General features: G+C 61.3%; 19 protein-coding genes. 3 read left to right on the plus strand and 16 right to left on the minus strand.

Translation table 11 applies throughout. The annotated features are described in order from the left end of the window. The 9 genes from ACRWA7_RS25255 to ACRWA7_RS25295 all read right to left on the minus strand — a co-directional run bounded on the left by ACRWA7_RS25255 (nt 1) and on the right by ACRWA7_RS25295 (nt 11,927). Nucleotides 1-1,941 carry a hybrid sensor histidine kinase/response regulator gene (locus ACRWA7_RS25255; RefSeq protein WP_060856260.1) on the minus strand — a complete coding sequence of 647 codons (1,941 nt, stop codon included), beginning with the start codon at nt 1,939-1,941 and terminating at the stop codon, nt 1-3. 66 nt (nt 1,942-2,007) lie between these two features. Then, nucleotides 2,008-2,472: a response regulator gene (locus ACRWA7_RS25260; protein WP_060856261.1), complete on the minus strand. Its 465-nt coding sequence runs from the start codon at nt 2,470-2,472 to the stop codon at nt 2,008-2,010. A 59-nt stretch (nt 2,473-2,531) separates the two neighbouring features. Further along, nucleotides 2,532-4,967 carry an ATP-binding protein gene (locus ACRWA7_RS25265; protein ID WP_438392988.1) on the minus strand — a complete coding sequence of 812 codons (2,436 nt, stop codon included), beginning with the start codon at nt 4,965-4,967 and terminating at the stop codon, nt 2,532-2,534. Continuing rightward, complete coding sequence (locus tag ACRWA7_RS25270) at nt 4,964-5,563, minus strand: biliverdin-producing heme oxygenase (RefSeq protein ID WP_438392990.1); 600 nt, start codon at nt 5,561-5,563, stop codon at nt 4,964-4,966. The genes ACRWA7_RS25265 and ACRWA7_RS25270 overlap by 4 nt, the downstream gene beginning before the upstream one ends. Before the next feature lie 329 nt (nt 5,564-5,892). Next, complete coding sequence (locus ACRWA7_RS25275) at nt 5,893-6,201, minus strand: hypothetical protein (RefSeq protein WP_060856264.1); 309 nt, start codon at nt 6,199-6,201, stop codon at nt 5,893-5,895. 40 nt (nt 6,202-6,241) lie between these two features. Then, nucleotides 6,242-9,070 carry a DNA ligase D gene (gene ligD, locus ACRWA7_RS25280; protein WP_438392992.1) on the minus strand — a complete coding sequence of 943 codons (2,829 nt, stop codon included), beginning with the start codon at nt 9,068-9,070 and terminating at the stop codon, nt 6,242-6,244. A 27-nt stretch (nt 9,071-9,097) separates the two neighbouring features. Then, entirely contained in the window at nt 9,098-10,039 is a 942-nt protein-coding gene (locus tag ACRWA7_RS25285; RefSeq protein WP_438392994.1) for a Ku protein, read from the minus strand. Nucleotides 10,040-10,163: 124 nt separating this feature from the next. After that, a complete protein-coding gene (locus tag ACRWA7_RS25290; RefSeq protein WP_438392996.1) occupies nt 10,164-10,721 on the minus strand; it encodes a DUF6013 family protein in 558 nt (185 codons plus the stop codon). A gap of 189 nt (nt 10,722-10,910) precedes the next feature. Continuing rightward, nucleotides 10,911-11,927, minus strand: coding sequence for a zinc-binding alcohol dehydrogenase family protein (locus tag ACRWA7_RS25295; protein ID WP_438392997.1), 1,017 nt, complete (start codon nt 11,925-11,927; stop codon nt 10,911-10,913). 367 nt (nt 11,928-12,294) lie between these two features. On the opposite strand from ACRWA7_RS25295, the gene ACRWA7_RS25300 reads away from it, so the two are divergent. Next, entirely contained in the window at nt 12,295-12,531 is a 237-nt protein-coding gene (locus ACRWA7_RS25300; protein WP_438392999.1) for a BrnT family toxin, read from the plus strand. Further along, entirely contained in the window at nt 12,515-12,808 is a 294-nt protein-coding gene (locus ACRWA7_RS25305; protein WP_060856270.1) for a BrnA antitoxin family protein, read from the plus strand. The genes ACRWA7_RS25300 and ACRWA7_RS25305 overlap by 17 nt, the downstream gene beginning before the upstream one ends. Nucleotides 12,809-12,827: 19 nt before the next feature. Here ACRWA7_RS25305 and ACRWA7_RS25310 read toward each other — a convergent pair whose 3' ends face one another. Continuing rightward, nucleotides 12,828-14,045, minus strand: coding sequence for a cytochrome P450 (locus ACRWA7_RS25310; RefSeq protein ID WP_438393001.1), 1,218 nt, complete (start codon nt 14,043-14,045; stop codon nt 12,828-12,830). A gap of 128 nt (nt 14,046-14,173) precedes the next feature. On the opposite strand from ACRWA7_RS25310, the gene serB reads away from it, so the two are divergent. Further along, a complete protein-coding gene (serB, locus tag ACRWA7_RS25315; protein ID WP_438393002.1) occupies nt 14,174-15,019 on the plus strand; it encodes a phosphoserine phosphatase SerB in 846 nt (281 codons plus the stop codon). Nucleotides 15,020-15,050: 31 nt separating this feature from the next. Here serB and ACRWA7_RS25320 read toward each other — a convergent pair whose 3' ends face one another. The 6 genes from ACRWA7_RS25320 to ACRWA7_RS25345 form a co-directional block, all read right to left on the minus strand. Further along, entirely contained in the window at nt 15,051-16,247 is a 1,197-nt protein-coding gene (locus tag ACRWA7_RS25320; protein WP_438393004.1) for a cystathionine beta-lyase, read from the minus strand. Nucleotides 16,248-16,326: 79 nt separating this feature from the next. After that, on the minus strand, nt 16,327-16,977 hold the full coding sequence (locus ACRWA7_RS25325) for a hypothetical protein (protein ID WP_438393006.1): 651 nt from the start codon (nt 16,975-16,977) through the stop codon (nt 16,327-16,329). A 22-nt stretch (nt 16,978-16,999) separates the two neighbouring features. Then, entirely contained in the window at nt 17,000-18,187 is a 1,188-nt protein-coding gene (gene bktB, locus ACRWA7_RS25330) for a beta-ketothiolase BktB (protein WP_438393007.1), read from the minus strand. A 21-nt stretch (nt 18,188-18,208) separates the two neighbouring features. Then, a complete protein-coding gene (rimO, locus tag ACRWA7_RS25335; RefSeq protein WP_438393009.1) occupies nt 18,209-19,585 on the minus strand; it encodes a 30S ribosomal protein S12 methylthiotransferase RimO in 1,377 nt (458 codons plus the stop codon). Nucleotides 19,586-19,874: 289 nt separating this feature from the next. Continuing rightward, nucleotides 19,875-20,462: a polyhydroxyalkanoate synthesis repressor PhaR gene (gene phaR / locus ACRWA7_RS25340; RefSeq protein ID WP_060856274.1), complete on the minus strand. Its 588-nt coding sequence runs from the start codon at nt 20,460-20,462 to the stop codon at nt 19,875-19,877. A gap of 155 nt (nt 20,463-20,617) precedes the next feature. Beyond that, complete coding sequence (locus ACRWA7_RS25345) at nt 20,618-21,358, minus strand: 3-ketoacyl-ACP reductase (protein ID WP_060856275.1); 741 nt, start codon at nt 21,356-21,358, stop codon at nt 20,618-20,620. Nucleotides 21,359-21,390 lie beyond the last annotated feature (32 nt).

A 21,390-nucleotide genomic window follows, 5' to 3' on the forward strand; every position in this document is an offset into this window, starting at 1 on the left:
TCATGCGGCGCCCGGCCGCCGCGCGAACGTATGGATCAGCGACTCGAGCCGCGCAAAATTCACCGGCTTCGTGAGGTGATCGAGAAAACCTGCTTCGTGGCATCGACGGATATCTTCGTCCATGCCGTAACCGGTGATCGCAACGGATGGCTTGCCAGGCTGCAATCCCGCCCATGCGCGCGCGACGTCGAGGCCGCTGCCGTCAGGCAGGCCGATGTCGCTGACAAGCAGGTCGAACGTATCCGATGCCGCCACCGACAACGCTTGTGCAACGGTCGTGGCAACGGTGACCTGATGACCGAGCACTTCCAGAACCTGCGCCATGGCCGACGACGTATATTCGTTGTCCTCGACCAGCAAGACCTTCAGCGAGCGCACGATTTCATCGGGATCCTGAGCCGCGCTCGGCGACGCCTCGTCCTGCGCGCCGGATTTGACCAGCGGCAGCGTCAGCGTGAAACGCGCGCCCTTGTCGCGTCCGTCGCTCTGAGCGGTCAGCGTGCCGCCGTGCTTCAAAGCCAGCGTGCTCGCGATGGCGAGTCCCAGTCCCAATCCGCCGAACGCGCGGGTAATGGAATCGTCGGCTTGCTCGAAGGCCGAAAAGATGCGCGGCAATGCCTCGGCGCTGATGCCGATCCCGCTGTCGGTCACGGAAATGGCAATGGTCGATGCATCCGGATTCCACATCCGCACCGCAATACGCCCGCCCGCCGGCGTGAACTTCACCGCGTTCTTCATCAGGTTCCAGACGATCTGCTGCAGGCGCGCGGCGTCGCCGAAAACCAGCGTCGAGCTTGCGCCCAAGGTGGTTTCGAGCGTCAGCCCCTTGCCGCGCAGATCCGACTCGGACATGTCGAGCGCGCTCGACATCAGCGTCTCGAGCACCACGTTCGCAAAATTCAGCGACAGCTTGCCGCGCGCGATGCTGGTCAGGTCGAGCAGATCGTCGATCAGGCGCGCCTCCAGCTCCACGTTGCGCCGGATCAATTCGAGCGTGGGCTGGGCTTCGGCCGGCAGCGTGTGGCGCATTTCGAGCAGCCGGACGGCGGCCACGATAGGCGTCAAGGGCGTGCGCAATTCGTGCGACAACACCGCGAGGAAGTGGTCCTTCGCCCGATTCGCTGTTTCCGCCTGCTCTTTCGCGACACGCAAGGCGTCGGCGGCCATGTGTTCTTCGGTGACGTCGCGGATGATCTTCGAATAGCCGATCAGGTCGCCGTTTTCCGCGCGGATGGCAGTGGTCACGCCCGATGCGAAAAACGAGCGGCCGTCGTTGCGCCACAACCAGCGGTCGTCGCTTGCGCTGCCCTCGGCTTGTGCCGTCGCCAGTTCGGCGCCAAATATATCGGCCTCGCGATCTTCCGGGCCGTAGAACACTTCGGCGGACCGGCCAACCACGTCATGCGCCGAAAACCCCAGAATGCGCTCCGATGCCGCGTTCCACGTTCGTATTCTGCCCTCCTGGTCGAGCGTGATGACGGCGTAGTCCTTCAATGCGTCGACCAGCAGCCGGAAATGCGTCTCCGTTTCGCGCAGCGCGCGTTCGACGGCAATGCGCTGCGCGCGCTCCGCGCTCTCCGTCATCGCGCGGCGCACGACCGCCGGCAAGCGCTGCAAACGTTGCTTGAGCACGTAGTCGGTGGCGCCGCGCTTGAGCATATCGACGGCGTGTTCCTCGCCGAGCACGCCGGAGACAAAGATAAAGGGCGTATTCGGCACCCGTTCACGGGCGATCGCGAGCGCTTCCACGCCGGAAAACACCGGCATGACGAAATCGGCGAGGATGACATCGAAATCAGACGTCTCCAGCGCCGCGATGAAATCCTGTTCGGTATAGACAATCTGCACGTCGACCTTGTAGTCGGCACGCTCCAACTGAGTCAGGGTCAGTTCCGCGTCGAGCGCGTTGTCTTCTACGAGAAGCAGGTGTAAAGGCTGCATGGTCTATGTCTCAGGCGAACCGGCGCGCGCAGCAAGGCGCCGGACAGACGAAATAGCGCGTGTGGTTCATTCTGGAGCCGGTTGACGGCGCACCCGCATGGAACCGGGCGGCGGCTCGTTCAGCACGGCCCAGAACACCCCCAGATCCGCGATGGCTTCAACGAACTCGTTGAACTCGACCGGCTTCACCACATAGGCATTCACGCCGAGCGCGTAGCTGCGCACGAGATCCTGCTCTTCACGCGACGAAGTCAGCATGACAACAGGAATGGACTTCAGCGTCTCGCTCGTGCGAATGGTCTCGAGCACTTCCAGGCCATCGATTTTCGGCAGCTTCAGGTCGAGCAGGATGACCGCCGGATTGCCGGGGTTGCGCGTGCTCCAATCGCCTTCGCAGCGCAGGTAGTCGATCGCCTCCTGTCCGTCGCGCGCCACGATCACTTCATTGGCGAGCTGGCTTTTATCGAGTGCGACGAGCGTCAGTTCGAGATCGCTGGGATTGTCTTCCACAAGCAGGATGGGTTTCAGCATGGTCTGAATTGGACTGATTTTTTAAATAACGCGGGTCCGACGGGGCCGCCCAAACATGTTCACTTCGATGACGGCGCGGCTCCGGGCTTGCGCTCCTTGCCATCGGTATTCACGGAATCCGTCCTGAACACCTTGGGCAGCGAGAAATGAAATGCGGCCCCTTCGCCCTCACGGCCTTCGGCCCACGTCCGGCCGTCGTGCCGCTCGATGATCCGGCGCACATTGGCGAGCCCTATGCCGGTGCCGTCGAACTCTTCCGCGCGATGCAGCCGCTGGAACACCCCGAACAGCTTGTTCACATACTTCATGTTGAAACCGACGCCATTATCCCGCACGCTCAGGATGTATTCGTCGGCCGTCGAATTGACCGACAGTTCGATTTTCGCCGATTCTCGCGTGCGCGTGTATTTCACGGCGTTCGAAAACAGGTTGCGCAATGCGATCTGGAGGAACGCCGGGTCGCCGGTGACGCTCGGCAGCTCTGGAATGATCCATTCGACTTTCCGGTTGGCGGTTTCGGCACCGAACTCCTGCATGACGGATTGCACTAGCTGGTTCAGGTCGACTTGCACCGGACGCAGCGCCGCACGGCCCATCTGCGAAAACGTCAGCAAGTCGTCCACCAGCACGCCCGCGAGCCGCGCCGAGTCCAGCATGTTGGTAAGAAAGCGCCGGCTGCGCTCCGAAAGCTTGTCGCCCTCGGTCTCACGCAGCAGATCGCCATATCCCGCGATGTGACGCAGCGGCGCGCGCAAATCGTGCGACACCGAATATGAAAAGGCTTCGAGTTCCTTGTTCGCGCGGCGCAGTTCGTTTGCAAGTTCCGCCAGTTCCTCGGCGCGGCGCAGCACGATATTGAGCATCGATGCACGGAATTCAGCCGCTATTTCAAGTTCCACCGGACGCCAGTGCAGCGACCGGTTGCGCACGATTTCGAGCCAGGGCGCGAAGTCCTTGCGCGGCGCCACGCTGCCATCCTGATTCGATACACGCTTGACCGGCTCGCCGGCCCACTTGATGGTGCGCGTGGCTTCCGGCCGGAACCAGATCACGTAATTGCGGAAAATCTGCGAGATGGGCACCGCCAGGATGCCGCTCGCGGTATCGATGTGAAGGGACGCGCGCGGCCACTCTTCCGGCAGCGAGTCGGTCGCATAGACGCCCGTGGTGCTTGATTCGAGCCATTGCGCCAACGCGAGCACGGTCTCGGCGTCGGGCGTTGCGCCCACGAGCGAAACCTGGCCGTCCGCGACGATCGCAGCACCGCGCGAACCGGCGAAGCACAGCAATTCGTCGGGCGCCGATTCGAGGGCCACGCGGTAGTCGTCGTGATCCGAGAGCCTCGCTATAAGCCGTGACATCGTGGCGCGCAAGCTCAGCAAATAAGCGGCCTCGGCGCGTTCCTCCTTCGCCTCGATCTGCAGCGAAACGAGCTGCCCAAGATGCTCGACCGCCATGCGCACTTCGAACGGCACCAGTTGCGCGTCATGGTCGTGGCAGGAAATCAGGCCCCAGAGCTTGCCGCGCACGACCAGCGACACCGACATGGACGCAAACGTGCCCATGTTGCGCATGTATTCGAGATGGATCGGCGAAAAGCTGCGCAGCGACGTATAGGTCAGATCGAGTGGCCGTCCCGTGACGGGACTGAGCGGCGGCACGATTCGCGCGGCGCGGGCGTCGACGTTCGCGACCAGCCGCGCGCGCTGCTTGACGTAAAGCGCGCGTGCCTGGCGTGGGATATCGGAGGCGGGAAAGGTCTGGTGCAGGAACGATGCGTAGCTGTCGTCCCTGTCTTCGGCTAATACGTGGCTGCGGCCTTCCTCGTCGAAATTGTAGAAAAGCACGCGGCCAAAACCTGTGATGCGCCTGACCTCGCGCACACTTAGCTCCGCCAGTTCGGCCACCGTTTCGACGTCCTGCATGCTGCGCGTGAAAGTGCGCACGAGCGGATAGATCGATGCAAACACATCCGCGTTCGGATGGCGCGCGACTTCCAGCTCGACAATCAGGTTGCCATCGTGCCGATGAACGGTGATATCGAATTCGGAACCGTCGGCAGGTGTAATCGGGTCCGTCTCCGTCTTCGTCTCCGGCCGGTAAAGCACGTTCTCCGCCACGCCGATGTAAAGCGGCGTCTGGTCGAGCACCGCGGTCGCCTTCGCGTGCGCGATGCGCGCCGCAACATCAGCGCCAAGCAGCACATCGACCGGCTCGCCCAGCAACTGTTCAACCGGCCGGCCCGCGAGCACCGCAAGATTTTCGCTCGCCTGGAGGATCGTGAAGGTATCGGACAGGCACAGCAAATATCCATGAGGCTGGATACCGCCGGGAATGTGGATCGGCTCGGCGTCGCATTGCGCATTGGCCGCGCCCGAAGCCAGCGTCAGATGACGCGCCTTCGCGTCAGGCAAGGCCGAGGAATACGGGATCTCGCCATCCGCCATACGCGCTGTCACGCTCATACCTTGCGTAGGCTCTGATCCACTGCTCATGCCGTTGCCCCCGAATCTGCGCGAACCGCGCCCAGCCAGTCGTGCAAGCCCTCGAAAGTGGCAATGGCAGCCTCCGCTGCAGCGTCGTACTGGTCGCGTGGCACAGTGGCGCTCGCCGTCTCGCGAAATGCATTCCACATGCTGCCGGTCCGTGCGCCGTAGCCATCGAAATAAGCGTTGCCGAAGCCCGCTTCGAAATCGAACAGCTTTGCGACATGCGGTGCGATGAACCGCCCGCCAAGCGTCGAACCTTCCATGACATACATGGATCCGAACACGCGGCCCATGGTGTTCATCAGCGGCAGATGGCTAACCCTGGGCGCCTGTTGAGCATGCGTTGAATCACCGGTTAGAAACGCCAAATCCGCTTCTAGGAGCCGCGCTTTCCGGCGTGCTTCGAAAAACGGGCGCAAATGCGTCGGCATGGAGATCGCCACCGCTTCTTCCCACGGGGCGACATAACCGTAAAAGCCGTCCAGCAGCGCGACGTAGTCTTCACGAGACCACTCGGTGCGCATCAGGTCCAACTCATTCTCAAGCCGCGTATGACTCTCGGCGGTTGCGGTTTTCAGAAGGGACAGAAGATCGTATTGCATGGTCCGTTCATGGTTTTTCCATGGGTTCGCTGCACGGCGTGCAGCGCCTGGCTCAATGCCGCATTGCGACGCCGCGTGAGACACGCAGCACTGCAGCGGCCGCCTCGATGGAACTGAGAGGTTGATTTGCGTAAGCGCGGATATCGGCAAGGATTACCGGAACCCGGGCATCGGCCACGCTGAAAAGGTAGGAATAACTGCCGCGAACTCCCTTGAACGCCTTTACCAGCTTGGCTTACGCGCCGATCACACCGGTTTTCGATTCCGCGGGCCCATTCTACGCAAGAGGCGCTTTGTTGACCACGGGCAGCATTCCTGGCGATGACGAATCAGGGCTTGCGCGGGCTGTTCGTGTTCGCGTGCTCGTCCGTTTGCGTACGCTCCTGATAGTCAGCGCCGCCTCGCCGGTCCGTGTCTTCCAGCCCGCGCTCCAGGTCTTCATGCGCCTGTTCACCGACCCGGCGCGGCTCGCCGTCATCCTGCGAGGCCGGACTTTCATCGGTTTCGTGCGGAAGAGGCGCGACAGTCCCGTCGTCGTGTTTCTGCTGGGCGGCGCGTTTGCTTTCCAGTTCGCGGCCATTTTTCGTGGGACCACTGCGCGTGGCGTCGTCGTGGGATGTCGTGCGTTGTTGCGTCATTGCTGCCTCCGCAGTTCAAGCGTGTGTTTCAAGCTCGCGGTCACTTGATATCGAGCCGCTTTTTCATGGAAGCGGTGATGCGTTGCTTGGTCTTTGCGTAGTCGGCCCACGGGTCGGCCTCGAGTTCATCCAGACGCTCATGCAGGTTGCCGATATTCCACTGATCGCCGGCCGTGGTGGTCTCGAGTTCATCCCAGCCAATGGGCACCGATGCCCCCATCCCCGGCCGTGCGCGCAACGAGTATGCCGCGACGGTGCTGGAGCCGCGGTTGTTGCGCAAGTAGTCGACAAATATCTTGTCCTGGCGATTCTGCTTGCCCATCTTCGCCGAGAAATACTTCGGCAACGCGCTGGCCATATGTTGCGCGACCGCTTGCGAGAAACCTTTTATTTCGTCCCAACCGGCTTGCGCAGTGAGCGGCACGACCACGTGCAATCCCTTGCCGCCGCTCGTCTTGCAAAAGCACGCGAGGCCGAGTTCTTCGAGCAGTTCGCGCGTGAGGCGCGCGGCTTCCTTCATCCGGTCCCAGCCGAGTCCTTCGCCAGGGTCAAGGTCGAACACCATGCGGTCTGGTTTTTCCAGCTTTGCCGCGAGCGCATTCCACGTATGCATCTCGATCGTGCCCATTTGCGCGGCGCCCACCAGCGCACCGACTGTTTCAATCGTGATGAGCGCGGGGTGGCCAGGATCAATACCGGGATGCTGCGTAACATTCGGGATCGTGAGCTTTTCGCTGTGCTTCTGAAAGAACAGTTCTCCGCCGATATCCCCTGGCGCCCGCACCAGCGATACCGGCCGGTCCTTCAAATGCGGCAACATCCACGGCGCGACAGCTTCGTAGTAAAGAGCGAGGTCGAGCTTGCTCGTGCCCGTCGACGGGTCGAGTACGCGATCCGGATGACTGACCTTCACGCCGGCGACCATCTCGGTTCCGGCCGAACCGCGGGAGGTTTTTTTTGCGGGTGCTTTTTTCGCAGCGGCTTTCCTGGCGGCGGCACTGGTTTTGCTCGCAGACTTCGCCGCAGCTTTCTTCGCGGTTTTTTTCGTGGCCGCCGGGGCGGCTTCGTCTTCGTCGTTCAACACGACCTCCTCCGTCGATTTCGGCTCTTCCTTCACGATCTCCTTTGCGGGTTTATCGGTTCGCAGGCTGACGAACGATGCCTGCCGGACGATCCGCTCCGAAGTCCATTCAGCAAAGTTGCATTCGGCGACAAGCTCAGGTTTCACCCAATGCACCGGCGTGCGGCTGCGTTCTTTCGGCGCTGACGCGAACGGCATCTTCGCGGTCTCGCGCTTGTCCAGCGCCTTCTTGACATCACGCAGGGTGTTCGCGTCGAAACCGCTGCCCACGCGCCCGGCATAGTGCAGCTTGCCTTTCGCGTCATGAATGCCGAGCAGCAAGGCACCGAACTCGCCGCGGCTGCCTGTCGGCTCCGAATATCCGCCGATCACGAACTCCTGACGCCGCCTGCATTTCAGCTTGATCCAGCTACTGCTGCGGCCCGGCGTATAACCGCTGTCGCGACGCTTGCCGATAATGCCTTCCAGCGCCATGTCGCAAGCGCTTTTCAGCAGATCGTCGGCGCCGAATTCAAAGTCGGCGGAAAAGCGCAGCACGTCGTCATCCAGCGGTTCGAGCAGCGCTTGCAGGATGGCCCGGCGTTGCACGAGCGGCACGTGGCGCAGGTCGTAGCCGTTCAGGTAAGGGATATCGAAGAAATAGATGGCGATGTCTTGCGGACGATTCGTATCGAACGCGTTCTGCAGTTTCTGGAAGTTCGGCAAGTCGTTGTCGTCAAGCACCACGGCTTCGCCGTCGAGCCACGCGTTCTGCACGTCCAGCGTGTCGAGCGCCTTGACCTGACGGCTGAATTTGTCGGTCCAGTCGTGGCCGTTGCGCGTGAAAAATCGCACCTTCTCCGCCTTCCCACCAGCCTCGCGGTCGATGCGAACCATGACCCGATATCCGTCGAACTTGATCTCGTAGGTCCAGTCGCCACTCGATGGCGGCGCGTCAACCAGCGTCGCGAGTTGCGGCTTCATGGTGGCCGGAAGCCTGGCCTTGACCGCGTCCTGGATGGCCGGGTTATCGGCGAGCGTTCGGAGCGACTCACCGCTCCTGTTCGCCACGATATCCGGCCTCGGCCGCTCGGGACTCTTGCCTTGATCCTTGACGGCCGGCCGTTTCGGCGATGGCGCGGCTTTCGTGGTCCTGGCGGCGTTCTTGCGCTCGGCGCGCTCGCGCACCTCACCGCTTTTCGTACGCGCGCCAAGCGAATCGCTCATCACGCTGCCGGGCTTCTTCACCAGTACGTCGTAGTCGGCTTCGCTGCGGGCTTCGTCGTCGCGCTCCTTGATGAGCAGCCACTGTTCCTTGTCGCTGTTGCCGCGCATGTGGCTGCGAACGAGCGTCCAGCCGCCCTGCAGCTTTTCGCCGTGAAGCACGAACTTGAGCTTGCCTTTTTCATAGGTGGCGCGCGCTTCGTCAATGCTCCCGCTTTGCGGCGCCCACGTCCCGCGATCCCACACGATCACGCTGCCGGCGCCATAGTTGCCCTCGGGAATATCGCCTTCGAACGAACCGTAATCGATCGGATGGTCTTCCACATGCACGGCAAGCCTTTTCACCGACGGATCCAGGCTCGGACCCTTCGGCACGGCCCAGGACTTGAGGGTGCCATCGAGTTCGAGCCGGAAGTCGTAGTGCAGGCGGCGCGCGTCGTGTTCCTGGATGACGAATGAAAGCGCGCTCGCCTGAGCCTTTTTCGATGCGCGTCTGGCCCTGGCCTTCTCGGCGGCGTCGCCGGAAGGCTCGGGCGTCTGATTGAAACGCCGCATGCGCTGATAGGTTTCGAGTTTTCCGGCCATCGGCGGTCCGCTTGGGCGGTGCGTTCTTCAGGCGCGTTTGCGGCGCGTGGCCGTCTTGCGCGCGGGTTTCGCCGCGGCAGCGGGTTTCGCCGCGGCAGCCGGTTCCTCCGCATCCGATGCATCGTCGTCGCTGCCGGACGCTGTCGCCTTCGAGCCACGCTTGGCCGCGGGCTTGCCCTTCTTCAAGCTGCGCTTGAGCAACTCCGACAAATCCAGAATCTCCGCCGACGACTTGCGCGGCGTGCCGTCCTCGACCTCGGACACTTCCTCCGTCTTGCCTTCCTTCACCTTCTTCTCGACCAGCGCCATGATGTCTTCGCGAAACGTATCGTGGTAGTCGTGCGGGTTCCACGTATCGCTCATGTCGTCTATCAGCCGCTGCGCCATCTCCAGCTCTTTCGGCGTCACGCCGGCTTTCTTCGGGTCTTCGTCGGGCAGCTTGAACTGATCGAAATCGCGCACTTCGTCGGCCCAGCGCAAGGTGTTGAGCGCCAGCGCCGGACCGACCGGAATCAGCGCCGCCAGATGCTGCTTGTTATGCAGCACCACACTCGCGATACCGACTTTCCCCGACGCCTTCAACGCGTCGCGCAGGAGCGCATAGACCTTCTCGCCCTTGCGGTCGGGCGCGAGGTAATACGGCGTATCGAGGGAAAGAAACGAAATGTCGGGCGCCTCGACGAACGCGAGGATATCGACGGTTTGCGTCGATTCGGGATTGGCCGAGCGGATCTCGGCGTCGCTCATCACGACGTACTTGCCTTTCTCGTATTCAAAACCGCGCACGATGTTCTCGCGCGTGACGTCCTTGCCCGTGTTCTTGTTGAATTGCTTGTAGCCGATGGGATCCATCGAGCGCTTGTCCAGCAGGTTGAAGCCGACCTTCTCCGACTGCGTGGCCGGATAAAGCTGTACGGGGACGTGGACCAGCCCGAAGCTGATCGCGCCTTTCCAGATCATGTGTGGCATTGCGCTGTGACCTTCTGGCTGGTTATCGGCGTTGCAGTCGACGGTTCATGAACCGCGCAAGGAGCGCGGACCGTCATTGCGTCGCAGAAAACGTGCCAGATGGAAAACGCTGCGAGCCGGAGTTTTACTTGCGGCTCGCGCTGACGGTGAGCCTTGTACCGTCGCTGAGCGTCAGGGATTTTTCCGCACCGCCGGTGGGCATCGTGAAATGCACCATCTGGCTGAAGGAATTGTCGGTGGGACATTGCAGTTTCTTGCCCGCTACCGTGACCGTTGTCGCCGCGCGCGGCGCGTGGCCCTGGAAGTTCAACTGGACATCGGCGTCGCCGTTACTGGCAATCACCGCGGAAAAGCGGATCTTCACTTGGCGCACCGTCACACCGATGGCGTTGCGGATGGAGCCCACGTCCGGGCATGCATCCGGGACGTTTTGCGCACCGCCGGCAGGTTTGCTTTGCCACGTGAAGTCATCGGTCTGTCCGGAGCGGATCGTGCGCGTTTCCTGCTCGTTGCCCCACGCCTTCGACACCATCTTGACCGTGTATTTGATCGGGCCGTCGTTGGCGACTTCCGACATCACCTTGATGCCCGGCGTCGCATGCGCCGACGAGGCAAGAAAGCCCAGCGCCAGGGCCACGCTGGCAACCCGGTGAAACCGAACGAAATCCAGACGATCGATCATGCGTTGCCCTCCGTTTGCGGCCGTCACGCGAAAGCACGAATCCCGGAGAGACCAGGAACGGCGCCCGAGGAAGCTCGGACCGCGCGCGAGGCGCGTCCAGTCTAGCGCGACGCGCACTGCGGGCTTCTCATGGGAAACCCGCGGCGCACTCGGCGTGCAACGCAACAGCGCATCGGTTCAGGCGGCGAATCAGAAGCCCGTCAGCACCAGCTTGCCGATCGCGCGCCCTTCTTCCAGAAGGCGATGCGCCTCGCGCAGGTTCGCCGCGTTGATCTTGCCGAGATCGCGGCCGAGCGTCGTCTTGATCGTGCCTGCGTCGATCAGTCGCGCCACTTCCGTCAGCAGCTTGTGCTGTTCGATCATGTCCGGCGTACCGAACATGGCGCGCGTGAACATGAATTCCCAGTGGAACGCAGCGCTCTTTGCCTTCAGCAATTCGACCGCAATCGGCTTGCTGTTTTCCACGATCGTGCAAATACCGCCTTGCGGCGCGATGACCGCGGCGGCGGCCGGGAAATGCTTGTCGGTATCGTTAAAGATGAGCACGTAGTCCACTTGCTCGAAGCCGGCGTCTTTCAATTGCTTCGGCATGTCGCCGAAATGATCCACGATGTGATCCGCGCCCAGTTCCATTGCCCATTTCGCCGATTCCGGCCGCGACGCCGTTGCGATCACCTTCAGCTTCGCCACTTTCTTCGCAAGCTGAATGCCGATGGAACCCACGCCGCCCGCGCCGCCCACGATCAGCACGGACTTGCCCGCATCCTGCCCTTGCGCCGATACCCCAAGCCGGTCGAACAGCGCTTCCCAGGCAGTGATGGTGGTAAGCGGCAAAGCGGCGGCATGCGAGAAATCAAGCGACGCCGGCTTCTTGCCAACGATGCGTTCATCGACGAGATGGAATTCGCTGTTCGTGCCGGGCCGCGTGATGCTGCCCGCATAGAACACCGGGTCGCCGACCTTGAAAAGCGTGACGTCCGGGCCAACCGCTTCCACCGTGCCCGATGCATCCCAGCCCAGCACGCGCGGCGACTCTTCAACCTTGTCCTTGGGTGCACGGACTTTTGTATCGACGGGATTTACGCCGATCGCTTCAACTTTCACCAGCAGGTCGTGACCGGTTGGCGCGGGTTTGTCGATCTCGACATCCGTCAGCGATTCGGGATTGGAAATTGGAAGGTAACGAGTCAGGGCAACGGCTTTCATGGGTAGCTCCTTCAAGGTTGAGCATGGACTGCAAGGCATGAACCCATCTTATTGAAATGCAGCTTCGCAGAGAACCACGGTAATCAATAAAACATCTTCAGCCAGAGCACGAAAATCGTAAAAGCTACCAGACATTCCCGACCGATGCGCATAGGACAAGTCAGGAGTTCATCTCGAAGAATAGGAATAGAAATTTGCTTATTTTTGAGCGTCTCGGCTGGTTTGATTATCTGAATGCACCGACCGCGAAAACCATTTTTGAATAGCACGATTCACTATTTACGGGTGTACAAAATAGGCTTTGCACATTCTGTTTTTTGGGGGTACATTATTAATGCCGATCTCATACAACGCGTTGAAGAATGAGATGAATATCCGGGACCGTGGTTTGTCCTTCGAGGCGGTACGCGACCTGGACATGTCGAGTGCGCTGATTGTCGAAGACACCCGGAAGGGTTATGAAGAGCGGCGTTTTCAGGCGCCCGGTTTGATCGAAGCCCGGCTTCACATGCTGGCATTCACACCGCGGGGCAACAAGATGCACGTCATCAGCCTGCGAAAAGCGAACATACGTGAGATCAAGAGATATGAACAAGCACAGTAAGACAGAAGCGCTGGACGACAACCCGGAATGGACCGACGCGGAATTCGCCCAGGCGCGTCCCGCTGCCGAGGTGTTGCCGGAGCTATATGGACAGGAACGCGCCCGGGAACTGATGCGTCCGCGCGGACGGCCGAAGCTCGAAAATCCGAAACTGCCTGTCAAGCTGCGCATCGATCCAGACGTGGTCGACGCGTACAAAGCGCAGGGAGATGGCTGGCAAACGCGCATGAACGCCGCGTTGCGTCACTACGCGAAGTCTCACGGGTTGATGCGCTGAAAACGTGCCGCCCATCCCGTCATTCCACACGTACCCGCGCCGTCACGAATCCTCGAAATCGCGCGCGGGCAGCGCGTGATGGTTCACTAGCCAGCCCATACGCAGGAAAGCGCGTCACGAATCGCCCGATCGCAATCCGGGCTTCAAGACGCGCCAACGATAACCCCGCACACTGGTGAATGCCGAATCCAAACGCGAGGTGCCGGTTCGGCGCTCGGGTGATATCGAACTTATCGGCGTGATCGAATTGCTCGGGGTCGCGGTTCGCCGCGCCAATGCAAAGCGTCACGGGCGTCCCGCGCGCCACCGCAACGTCCGCAATCTGCGTGTCCACGGTTGCTATCCGGTTACCTAGCTGATTTGAACTCTCGTAACGCAGGCATTCCTCGATTGCGCTTTCTATCAGCGCTGGCTCAGCAAGGAGGCGCGCGCGTTGCTCCGGCCATTGCGCGAGCAAGACGATGCCGTTACCAATCAGGTTGGTAGTCGTTTCGTGACCGGCGTTCAGGATAAAGATGCAGTTGTGCAGCAATTCCGCCTCATTCAGCCGCTCTCCGTCAGACTCGCTTTGAATGAGCCGCGTCAGAACATCATGCTGCGGATCACCTGGTTTTTCGCGTCGACGCGCGACCAGTGTCACGAGGTAATCGATGAACTCCGTCACCGCGCGGTTTCCCGTTTCATGCTGCTGCGCCGTGAGCGCCGGTTCCAGCGCGCCGAGAATCGCGAGCGACCATTCGCGCAGCGGTGCACGTTCGTCGTGAGGCACATTGAGCAGATTGCCGATCACCTCGACCGGAATCGCCGATGCAAACCCATCGATCAAGTCTATTTCGCCGCGCCCGGCCGCCCGGTCGAGCAAGCCATCCACCAGGCGCACGAGGCCGGGTTCCATCTCGGCGATCGCGCGTGCTGTCAGCGCGCCTGAAATGAGCTTGCGCACGCGCGCGTGGCGCGGCGGATCGTTGAAGACGAGGCTGGTCGTGTGATGCGCGAAAAGCGGTGTGTCAACGCCGTACTTCGGACCAAACTCCACAGTCTTGTCCGAGCTGAAGGTCTTCGGATCGCGATAGACGGCCTGTACGTCCTTGTACCGCGTGAGAAAGAGCGAACCGTCGGGCATTTTCCTGATTGGCTCGGCGGCGCGCAACGCGTCGTAGACCGGATACGGATCGGCGTAGAACGCAGCGTCGAGCTGGCGAAGGTCGAAGGCACGCGCGCGTTCGGTCGGGGTCATGCGGGTCTCCGGTCTATATTCCGACGTTGATGATAACGGCGCGGCGCGTGCATCCGCCATCGGTCGGGACCATTACAATGACGGTCTTTCGCGCGTTTTCCTCTCGCCAAACTCTTTCGCCGCCCGTCATGAACCTTGTCATCCAAAGCCTGGAACCGATTGCCGATACCCATCTGAAACCGCTCGCCGCCCTCGCCCGCTCGCGGCAAACGGAACGTGCGGCAGCGGATGGCACGGTGCTTAAGTTAAGCGGCGCCGATCCGTTGCAACGGCCGGACATCGATGCGTATTGCGGCACGCATCGGCTGGACTACGCGTTCATGACGCCGGGCGCGCGCCTTGCCGACTTCGGTCTCGTTGCAATGGACATGGATTCGACGCTGATCACGATCGAATGCATCGACGAAATCGCGGACTTTTGCGGCCTGAAGGCGGAAGTCGCGGCGATCACAGAAGCATCGATGCGTGGCGAAATCAAGGACTTCAACGAAAGCCTGACGCGTCGCGTCGCGCTGCTGAAGGGACTTGATGCAAGCGCGCTCGAACGCGTGTACGAGGAACGGCTGCGTCTGTCGCCGGGGGCGGAAACAATGCTTGCGGAGGTCCGCGCCGCCGGTCTGAAAACGCTGCTGGTCTCCGGCGGATTCACGTTCTTCACCGAAAAATTGAAAGCCCGCCTCGGACTCGATTTCACACGTGCGAACACGCTCGAAATCATCGATGGGAAACTGACTGGCAAGGTGGCCGGCGAGATCGTCAACGCCGAGGTGAAAGCACGCACGTTGCGCGAAACCTGCGCTCAGCTAGGCATCGATCCGGGGCGAACCATCGCCATGGGCGATGGTTCGAACGATCTGAAGATGATGGCGGAGGCGGGGTTATCGGTGGCGTTCCGGGCGAAGCCGGTCGTGCGGGAAGCAGCGACGCTGGCGTTGAACTTTGTAGGACTGGACGGATTGTTGAAGCTATTTTAAAGGCGGTTTTACAGGCCACCTTTAAAACGTTTCAGCCGCTCAGCCCATCCAGCGCCCGCTCCAGGTCCGCGCGCAGATCCGCTTCGTCTTCCAGACCAATATACAAGCGCACCAGCACGCCCTCGTGCGGCCATACATTGGCGGTGCGCATCGACTTGATGTTGTACGGCATGGCGAGACTGTTCGCGCCGCCCCAGCTCCAGCCAATCGCGAAGTTTTCGAGCGCCTCGACGAATGTGTCGATTTGCGCCGGGCTATAGCGTTTGTCGAAGACCATCGAAAATAGGCCGCCTGCGCCCGTGAAGTCGCGTTCAAAGAACATGTGTCCCGGACAATCCGGCAAAGCCGGATGCAACACCGTGGTAATTTCCGGCCGCGTCTTCAGCCAGCGCGCGAGCGAAAGCGCGGTCCGGTCATGCGCGTCAAAGCGAATCTTCATGCTCGGCAAACTTCGCAGCACGAGCGAACAATCGTCCGACGACACGCCAAGCCCCATGCGCATGCGTGCACGTTTGAGACGCGCGTGAAGGTTTTTATCGGCGGTGATGACCGCGCCCATCAGGATGTCGCTGCCGCCCGACTGATACTTCGTCAACGCCTGCACCGAAATATCGACGCCGTGTTCGAACGGCTTGAACGCAAGACCCGCCGAATACGTGTTGTCGATAGCACTCAGCACCTGACGCGAACGCGCGACCTGCGTGATTGCCGGCACGTCCTGCACTTCCATGGTCACCGAACCCGGCGCTTCCAGCCATATCAGCCTGGTGTTCGGCTGGATCAACGCTTCGATTCCCGCGCCGATCAACGGATCGTAATACGTCACTTCCAGGCCGAAATCCTCGGCGAGCCAGTCCGCGTGCTCGCGATTGGGCGAGTATGCGTTATCGGGAATCAGCACGTGATCGCCGGACTTGACGAGCGCGAAGTACACATTCGATATCGCCGATAACCCCGATGGCTGCAGCAGCGCGTGCTGGCCGCCTTCGATCACCGCGAGCCGCTGCGCGAGAGCAAGCGACGTAGGCGTGGCGTGCAATCCGTAGCGCCACTGGCTGTCGTCATGCCAGACGAGCGCGCGCATGGTGGCGAGATCCGGGAACACGACCGTCGATGCACGCGCCACCGGGACGGAAAACGACTGGAAACCGGGCGTGAGTTTGTCCTCGGGATGGACGATGCGGGTCTGCAAGCTGCGTTCTTTCGACGAATGGCTGGAATCGGTCATGAAATGTCCTGCTTATCGGGCTCCATGAGCGGAGCCATAAGAAAAAGTGTCATGCGGAACGGGGGAGGTTTAAACGCACTTACTCGCCCATGATCACATTGCTCACCCCGCCCACCGCATTGCGCGGCGGTGCAGGTTCGAGCGATGGCGCGGCGGACTGCGGCGCTTGCGGCGTTTGTGGCGCAAGCGCGCCACTCGCGCGAGCGGGCGGCAATCCCGCGCCGACAGGCTTGAGTTCAAACGGCACGGGATTGGAATCGTCGGCATTCATGCGCTCGCCGGACACGCTGCCATCGGCCGCGAACTTGCCGACCCAGTTCCCGGTAATGTGCGTGCCGTCGGTCGATTCTTCGATCTCGAGCGTATCGCCGTCGCGGTCCCCCGCCACCACGATCACCGTCGCGCTTCCCGCAAACCGGTATTCACCGTGCACGCCCGAGGCTTCGTCGGTCTTCGCGCCGAGCTTCATCTCGATCTGCCTGTCGCCGAGCGTGCCAACGTACACCGGAAACCGCGCGAACGCGGGATCGGGCGTCAAAGGTTTGGCAGGCGGCAACGCCAGCGTTTCGATAGCCTCCGACGTTCCCGGCGCGCGCAGGCCAAGATCGCCCGGCGTGCTCGCGGCACGCGCCGCCGCGACCGGGCGCGAGCCATCGGGCGGCATGGCCGAATTACATCCGGCGAGCACCAGCGCTGCCATCGCCACTGCCGCCACTTTCAATTGCGTCATCGAATGATCTCTGCCTGTTTTCTCATGCACGTTCGAAAATTGCCGCGATACCCTGCCCGCCGCCAATACACATCGTCACGAGCGCATATCGTCCGCTCGTGCGCTGGAGTTCGTACAACGCTTTCACGGTGATCAACGCGCCTGTCGCGCCAATCGGATGACCCAGGGAAATGCCCGAACCGTTCGGGTTCACCAATGCCTGATCGAGCGCCAGTTCCTTCGATACCGCACACGCCTGCGCCGCGAACGCTTCATTGGCTTCGATCACATCGAGATCGGCAACGCTCAAGCCGGCGCGCTCCAAAGCCTTGCGCGTCGCCGGAACCGGGCCGATGCCCATATATTTCGGATCGACGCCCGCGTGCGCGTACGACACCATGCGCGCGAGCGGCTTGAGGCCGCGCCTGTCTGCTTCGTTGCGCTCCATCAGAACCACAGCCGCGGCTGCGTCGTTGATGCCGGACGCATTGCCCGCCGTCACCGTGCCGTTTTCCTTCGCGAAGACCGGCTTGAGCCTGGCGAAATCCGCAAGCGTGGCGTTCATGCGGACGTGTTCGTCGGTATCGAAGACGATGTCGCCTTTCTTCGACGCCTGCGTCACCGCGAGAATCTGCTCCTTGAAATAACCGCCCTCGATAGCCCGCGCCGCTCGCCGATGCGATTCCAGCGCCAGCTCATCCTGCATCTCGCGCGAAATGCCGTACCTGGCCGCGACGTTCTCGGCGGTCACGCCCATATGGATGGAATCGAAGGGATCGTGCAGCGCGCCGAGCATCATGTCGACAAGACGGGCGTCGCCCATGCGCTGGCCGAAACGCGCGGCGGGCGCAAGATACGGCGCGCGGCTCATGCTTTCCGCGCCGCCGCCAATTGCGATATCCGTATCGCCAAGCAGGATGGATTGCGCCGCGGACACGATCGCCTGCAACCCCGAGCCGCACAAACGGTTGACGGTCAACGCCGGCGCATGTTGCGTCACGCCGCCGTTCAGCGCCGCGACGCGCGCGAGATACATGTCCTTCGGTTCGGTCTGGATCACGTTGCCGAACACGACGTGACCGACGTCGTCCCCGGACAAATCCGCCCGCGATAAAACTTCGCGCACCACGCGCGCGCCGAGATCGGTCGGACTGAAGTCCTTCAACGCGCCGCCGAAATCGCCGATTGCAGTGCGCACACCGCTCACCACCACCACTTCACGCTGCGTCATGAAAGCTCCTTTATCCGCTATTTAAACTTCGCCCCACAGGTCGTGGCCGTCGGCGCCGGTGATCTTCACCGAAACGAAGTCGCCCGCCTTGTAGCGTTTGGACGCCTTCTTCGCCGGCTCGATATACACCACGCCGTCGATCTCGGGCGCGTCCGCCGCGGTACGTCCGACGCCACCCTCGACGCTGATTTCATCGACCAGCACTTTCAGCGTCTTGCCCACCTTGCGCTTCATGCGCGCGGCCGACAACTCCTCGGCCAGTTCCATGAACCGCGCGCGGCGTTCTTCGCGGACTTCGTCGGGCAACGCGCCATCGAGTTCGTTCGCCGTTGCACCTTCGACCGGTGAATAGGCGAAACAGCCCACACGATCCAGGTCGGCGATACGAATAAAGTCCAGCAAGGTTTGAAACTGCTCTTCCGTCTCACCAGGAAAGCCCGCGATGAACGTGCTGCGGATCGTCAGATCCGGACACATGGCGCGCCATTTCTGCACGCGTTCGAGCACCTTTTCGGCGTTCGCCGGGCGTTTCATGCGCTTGAGCACTTCAGGATGCGCGTGCTGGAATGGCACATCGAGATACGGCAGCACGTGGCCTTTGAGCGGACCTTCGGCCATCAGCGGAATGACCTCGTCCACGCTCGGATACGGATAAACGTAGTGCAGGCGCACCCATGCGCCGTACTGCGCCGCCAGTTCGCCAAGCGCGCCGACGAGATCGGTCATGCGCGTCTTGACCGGCTTGCCGTTCCAGAAACCGGTGCGGTATTTGACATCGACGCCATATGCGCTCGTGTCCTGCGAGATCACGAGCAATTCCTTGACGCCGGATTTGAACAGGTTTTCGGCTTCGAGCATCACGTCGGCGATGGGACGCGAGACCAGATCGCCGCGCATCGACGGAATGATGCAGAACGTGCAGCGATGATTGCAGCCTTCCGATATCTTCAGATACGCATAATGGCGCGGCGTGAGCTTGATGCCGGCGGGCGGCACGAGATCGACGAACGGATCGTGCGGCTTGGGCAAATGCTGATGCACGTGGATCATGACTTCGGCAGTCGCATGCGGACCGGTCACCGCCAGCACTTTCGGATGCACTTCCTCGATCAGGCCCGTCCCGCTGGCACTTTTTTTCGCTCCGAGACAACCGGTCACGATCACCTTGCCGTTTTCGTGCAGCGCTTCGCCGATGGCGTCGAGGCTTTCCTGCACGGCTTCATCGATAAAACCGCAGGTGTTCACGACGACGAGATCAGCGCCGTCGTAGGAGCTCGAAATTTCGTAACCTTCAGCGCGCAGTTGCGTGATGATCTGTTCGGAGTCGACCAGGGCTTTCGGGCATCCAAGGCTTACGAACCCCACTTTGGGGGCTGTGGGCGTGGTGATCAGGGACATAGTGTGTTCTGGCGATGTGAGTGCCGCGTGGCTTGGGCGAGCCGGCGGGCACGAAGCTAACGAGCGCAGCGGCGCGCGTGCTGCCGTGAGCGTCACCGCTGAAAAGCAGGACAAAAGACGCTTGGAGAGGCAATAACCGGCGCGGCATCCGCCACAGGGCGACTATTCGCCGTGGGCGCTGCGCTGCAAAGCGGTATTGTACCGTGAGGCGGATGGGGAGGAATGGCGTATGGAGTGGACAAAGCGGGATTGACGGGTCGACAGCCTGGGGCGTCAACCCATCGCACCCCTACTTCTTCTCCCCCGGGCCACCCGTCCCCGTTGGATTCGGATTCGGAAACGGAAACGTGCTGAACATCGATTTCGCCTGGTTCTGCATCTGCTCCTGCATCTGCACGAACATGTTCTTCGATTGCTCGATATAGCTCGTCATCATCCCCTGCATCATGGGCGCCTGCATGTTCATGAACTGCGACCACACTTCCGGGTTCAACTGCGTGCCATTGCCGCCTTCGATCAAGCCCTTCGACTGGTCGGTGAGCTTGTGCTGGATATCGATGAACGCCTGGATGTTCTTTTCCAGATACGTGCCCATCATCCCCTGCATGGCGTTGCCGTAGAAACGGATGATCTGCGAAAGCATGACCGACGAAAACATCGGCAGCCCGCCACTCTCCTCCTCCAGAATGATCTGCAGCAGGATGCTGCGCGTCAGATCCTCGGACGACTTGGCGTCCATCACCTTGAAGTCTTCCTGGTCGAGCACGAGCTGCTTGACGTCGGAAAGCGTGATGTAGGTGCTGGTTTCGGTATCGTAGAGCCGGCGATTCGGATATTTTTTTATGAGCCGTTCGGCGGATTTCTTTGTAGTGGTCATGTAACGCCTTTAAACGCAAAACTCGAACTGTGCCGGCGGACTTCATGTGCTTCCAGCAACGGAAGCCACCGGTTCGTAGTGGGCGCCGAGGGTCACGGGCAACGGCGCAGAAGGTCTCCCTGATCTTTCACGCCGCCCGGAGCGCCTTCGCGCCCTCAGCCCATATGCAGGCCGCCATTCAGCGAGAAGTCGGCGCCGGTCGAGAAACCCGATTCCTCCGATGCCAGCCACGCCACGATCGACCCGATTTCCTCCGGCCGGCCGAGCCGGCGTACAGGAATGGTCGCGACGATTTTCTCCAGCACGTCCGGACGGATCGACTTCACCATGTCGGTGCCGATATACCCCGGCGAAATGGTATTGACCGTCACGCCCTTGGTCGCAACTTCCTGCGCCAGCGCCATGGTGAAGCCGTGAATGCCGGCCTTCGCCGTCGAATAGTTCGTCTGGCCGAACTGCCCTTTCTGACCGTTCACCGACGAAATATTGATGATGCGCCCGAACCCACGCTCGACCATGCCGTCGATCACCTGCTTGGTCACGTTGAAGAGACTCGTCAGGTTGGTATCGATGACCGCCGTCCAGTCTTCGTGGGTCATCTTGCGGAACACGACGTCCCGCGTGATGCCGGCGTTGTTCACCAGCACGTCGATCTCGCCGACTTCGGCCTTGACTTTGTCGAAGGCATTCTTGGTCGACTCCCAGTCGCCCACGTTGCCCTCCGAGGCAATGAAGTCGTAGCCGAGCGCCTTTTGTTCATCGAGCCATTTGACCCGGCGTGGCGAATTCGGCCCGCAGCCGGCGACAACCGTGAACCCGTCCTTATGCAGCCGCTGGCAGATGCTCGTGCCAATGCCGCCCATGCCGCCCGTTACGTACGCTACTCGTTTAGTCATTGCTCGCTCCGGTTATCGTTATGCGCGCTGGA

Source organism: Caballeronia sp. DA-9 (genome assembly GCF_051615025.1).
GTDB classification, from domain to species: Bacteria; Pseudomonadota; Gammaproteobacteria; order Burkholderiales; family Burkholderiaceae; genus Caballeronia; species Caballeronia sordidicola.